Source organism: Draconibacterium sp. (genome assembly GCF_041583095.1).
Classification (GTDB): Bacteria; Bacteroidota; Bacteroidia; order Bacteroidales; family Prolixibacteraceae; genus Draconibacterium.
Map to the genome: position 1 here is coordinate 1 of NZ_JBFHGM010000356.1, position 4,293 is coordinate 4,293.

The 4,293-nt window shown below is 41.2% G+C and carries 4 protein-coding genes and 1 tRNA gene; 4 read left to right on the top strand and 1 reads right to left on the bottom strand.

Annotation, left to right across the window (positions count from 1 at the left end; genetic code table 11):
- The 4 genes from ABZB17_RS20910 to ABZB17_RS20925 all read left to right on the top strand — a co-directional run.
- Nucleotides 1-488, top strand: a 488-nt coding sequence (locus ABZB17_RS20910; protein WP_372653295.1) for a DUF5020 family protein, incomplete at its 5' end; no start/stop codon positions are given.
- 18 nt (nt 489-506) lie between these two features.
- Nucleotides 507-1,799 carry an NCS2 family permease gene (locus ABZB17_RS20915; RefSeq protein WP_372653298.1) on the top strand — a complete coding sequence of 431 codons (1,293 nt, stop codon included), beginning with the start codon at nt 507-509 and terminating at the stop codon, nt 1,797-1,799.
- A gap of 128 nt (nt 1,800-1,927) precedes the next feature.
- A tRNA-Val gene (locus ABZB17_RS20920) sits at nt 1,928-2,002 on the top strand.
- Nucleotides 2,003-2,291: 289 nt separating this feature from the next.
- Nucleotides 2,292-3,056 carry a ThuA domain-containing protein gene (locus ABZB17_RS20925; protein ID WP_372653301.1) on the top strand — a complete coding sequence of 255 codons (765 nt, stop codon included), beginning with the start codon at nt 2,292-2,294 and terminating at the stop codon, nt 3,054-3,056.
- Nucleotides 3,057-3,273: 217 nt separating this feature from the next.
- On the opposite strand, the gene atpG is transcribed toward ABZB17_RS20925, so the two are convergent.
- Nucleotides 3,274-4,149 (bottom strand): ATP synthase F1 subunit gamma, encoded by an 876-nt coding sequence (gene atpG / locus ABZB17_RS20930; protein WP_303925980.1) that lies wholly within the window; start codon nt 4,147-4,149, stop codon nt 3,274-3,276.
- Between the last annotated feature and the right edge of the window lie 144 nt (nt 4,150-4,293).

Here is a 4,293-nt window from a genome sequence, read left to right on the forward strand (position 1 = left end):
ATGGTATTTCGTTGGCTTACTGGGAAATTGCACGTGCTTTTAAATGGAACGAAACTCAGAAATTTATGCCACGTGTTGAATACAATGGCGGAACAATGAAGCTAGCTCCTGAAGATGCTCCCTGGATTCCAATTGAAAACTGCTGGTTGGCTGGTGTGGAACGTACCTGGGCTTCGGCTGATTTCTCTAAAATTCTGACTTTGCAGGCCAACTACAAGTACATTAAAGACAAAGAAGATGCAGCTTTTCAGTTAACAGCTGTATGGACAGTACAAATGGCTGAAGGTAAATTTACTTTCACCGGTTTTGCTGATTTCTGGAAAGAAGAAATGTTCTGGGGAACTGACTACCGTTTCTTAACTGAGCCTCAATTGTGGTACAACCCATGTAAAAACTTCTCGTTTGGTACTGAAATAGAGTTGAGCAACAACTTCGTTGGTGACGAGTTTGCTGTTAAACCAACTGTTGCAGTTAAATATACATTCTAAATAAAATATAACTGAATAATGCTGAACAAGTTTTTCAAACTCGAAGAGAATAAAACAAACGTAAAAACGGAGATACTTGCAGGAGTAACTACGTTTATGACGATGGCCTATATTCTGGCAGTAAACCCGGATATATTAAGTGCCACAGGAATGGATAAACATGCGCTTTTTACCGCAACTGCCTTATCGGCTTTTGTTGCGACATTGGTTATGGCTCTGGTAGCCCGGTTGCCATTTGCCCTTGCCCCGGGAATGGGACTGAATGCCTTCTTTGCCTTCACCGTTGTTTTGGGAATGGGACATTCCTGGCAGTTTGCACTCACTGCAGTTTTTCTTGAAGGGATAATTTTTATCCTGCTTACTGCCTTTAATATTCGCGAGTTAATTGTAAATGCAATTCCTCTTCCACTGAAACATGCAGTTTCTGCTGGTATCGGATTGTTTATTGCGTTTATCGGGCTTCAAAATTCCGGTATTGTAATAAATAATGATGCGACTTTGGTTGGTTTAGGCGATATGGGGTCTCCAGCCGTACTTATCGCTTTATTCGGAATTGTGCTTACAGCAGTTTTGTTGATTCTGAAAGTTAAAGGTGCTCTATTGATTGGTATTTTTGCGGCAACTATAGCCGGAATTCCGTTTGGAGTTACTCACATGCCCGAAGGACATCTGGTAGATTTACCACCATCGTTGTCTCCTATTTTCATGAAATTTGAATTTAGCCAGATTTTCACGTTGGATATGCTGATTGTACTGTTTACTTTCCTTTTTGTAGATATGTTCGATACAGTAGGAACACTGGTTGGCGTGTCGTCAAAAGCAGGGATGTTGGATGAAGAAGGAAAAGTCCCACGCGTAAAACAAGCACTTTTCGCCGATTCAATTGGTACTTTCTTTGGTGCGATTTTCGGAACCAGTACAGTTACTACTTATGTAGAGAGTGCATCGGGTGTTGCCGAAGGCGGTAAAACAGGATTAACTGCATTATCTACTGCAGTATTGTTCTTTATTGCTCTGTTCTTTGCCCCATTGTTTACCATGGTACCTGCAGCAGCAACAGCACCAGCATTAGTTTTGGTTGGTTTCTTTATGATGTCGCCAATCCTTAAAATTGATTTTGAAAATTATACCGACTCTATACCGGCGTTTATTACAATAATTGCAATGCCGCTTACTTATAGTATTGCTGAGGGTATTGTTTTTGGTATGCTTTCCTATGTTCTGTTGAAGCTTTTAACCGGAAAACTGAAAGATCTTTCAATCGTAATGATTGTATTGGTTATATTGTTTGTTATCAAGTTCCTTATTTAAGCGAGATATACAGCAAATAAAACGAGAAAGAGACATTTAGCGATGTCTCTTTTTTGTTATATTTATGTCCGTTTCCGGAGGCATTAGCTCAGCCGGTTCAGTCCGTCGGCTGACGGATGACAGGGTAGGGGGCGTTAGTTCAGTTGGTTTAGAACGCATGCTTGACAGGCATGAGGTCGGCAGTTCGAATCTGCCACGACCCACAAAATTTTCAATTCTGTACTGTACTCACATTTTACATTCTCCAACGCATCATAAAATATACATTTAATATTCGGGTGATCCTGAAAAAAAATTTGCTTTCTCGTAAAACTATAGGAGGGGGTATCAATTCCCGGGTTATACCGCTGTTCAGAAAGTAGTTGATATTAAAAGGTATTAACCTGCATTTGGTTTTTTAGTCCGGCATTTTACTTTATTTTTGGCGGATATTAAATTAATCAAACTATGCTAAGTAGAAACAGAATAAAATTTAAACTAAGCTGTGTAGTAATGGCAGTAGGTTTAATATTTTTAACTCCAAAAATTTACGCCGGAAAAAACATGCAAAAAACAAACTCGTTGAAAGGAAAGAAAGTACTGTACATATATGGTGGCTGGAGTGGTCACGAACCGGAACAATCGGTTAAGGTTTTTGTACCGTGGTTAGAAGCTGAAGGTGCAGAGCTTACGGTGTCGGACAACCTGGATAGCTACCTGGATGAAGAGTTAATGGCCACTGTTGATCTGATTATCCAAACCTGGACGATAGGCACCATAAGCAATGAGCAGGAAAAGGGACTGTTAAAAGCCGTACGAAACGGAGCCGGTTTTTCGGGCTGGCATGGAGGTATAGGCGATTCGTTCCGAAATAACACTGAATACCAGTTTATGGTCGGCGGGCAATGGGTATCACATCCCGGTGGTGTTATTGATTATTCGGTGAAAATAACCGACAAATATGATCCGGTAACAAAAGGAATGAATGATTTTAAGATGCATTCGGAGCAGTACTACATGCATATCGATCCGAACGTAAAAGTACTGGCTACAACTGAGTTTACCGCTGAACATTCGTCGTGGATAGATAAGTCTGTGATGCCGGTGGTTTGGAAAAAATACTATGGTAACGGACGTATATTTTACAGCTCGCTGGGCCACGTGATGACTGATTTTGAAGTGACGGAAGCGCTGGAAATTATGAAACGCGGAATCCGTTGGGCGGCTGAAAGTAAATATGCTCCAAAGGAAAAGTGGGTGAGCCCGGTTTACAAATAAAGAAACCGATTAACCGTGTAAAATACACGCAAGATAAGAAGTTTCACGGCTCTGATTAACAAATTTGTTCTGACCCCCTATAATCCCCCGAAGGGGATATTTCCTCCCCTTTGGGAAAGTCAGGAGGGGTTATTAAATTGCATCATTTTGATTTTTTTTCATAAAAAAACCGTTCCTTTTTCAAAGAACGGTTTTCCAATATTTTTATAAAAACGATTTATCCGTTTAATGCTTCGGCGCCGCTTACAATTTCCAGGATTTCTCCTGTAATGGCTGCCTGGCGTGCTTTGTTGTATTCAAGCGTAAGCGAACCGATAAGATCAGTGGCATTATCGGTTGCCTGATGCATTGCTGTCATTCGGGCGCCGTGCTCGGCAGCATTCGAATCAAGCAAAGCTTTGTAAAACTGAATTTTTAAGGAACGCGGAATCAGTTCCCGTATAATGTGCTCTTTCGATGGTTCGTAAATAAAATTGTAATTACCATCGTCGTTGTCTTCTTCTATTTCAACCGGTAGAAACTGCTCGGCAGCCTGCACCTGTACGGCGGCATTTTTAAACTGGTTGTACACCAACTCAATGCGGTCGTAATGTTTGTCGGCAAACGATTTCATGCACTCTTCAGCAACTCTCGAAACATTCTCAAAAGTCAGTGCATCGAACAACTCATTTTCGTCGGCCACAACTTTATACCCGCGGTGTTTTAGCTGGCGTGCACCCTGTTTCCCGATGCACATAAAATCGAGCTTACCCAGTTGCAACTGTTGCTCATATTTTGTTTTGGCTACTTCAACCGCTTTTTTGGTGATATTGCTGTTAAAACCTCCGCACAAACCGCGGTTTGATGATACCAGAATCAGAAGCACTTTTTTAGGTTCGCGTGATTGTGTGTAAACCGAATCTTCAACGTTTTCGAGGCTGGCACTCAACGAAGTTAGTATCTCGTGTAGCTTTTCGGCATACGGTCTGATTTGCATAATAGCATCCTGCGCTTTTTTTAACTTGGCAGCCGAAACCATTTTCATGGCACTGGTTACCTGCCGGGTGGTTTTTACCGATGCTATCCGGGTGCGTATTTCTTTTAATCCAGCCATATTTTGGTAGATGTGTTATTGAGTAATTTAGTAAATGAGGAAATCCTCAATCACTCATTTACTCAATTACTGTTTGTATTTCTCAGCTGTTTCAGCAGCTACTTTTCTAATTGTCTCCTCAATTTCAGGTGTCAGTTTACCGGC

Coding starts and splice junctions, on each gene's coding strand:
- ABZB17_RS20915 (WP_372653298.1), top strand. CDS start 507: ATGCTGAACAAGTTTTTCAAACTCGAAGAGAATAAAACAAACGTAAAA.
- ABZB17_RS20925 (WP_372653301.1), top strand. CDS start 2,292: ATGGCAGTAGGTTTAATATTTTTAACTCCAAAAATTTACGCCGGAAAA.
- atpG (WP_303925980.1), bottom strand. CDS start 4,149: ATGGCTGGATTAAAAGAAATACGCACCCGGATAGCATCGGTAAAAACC.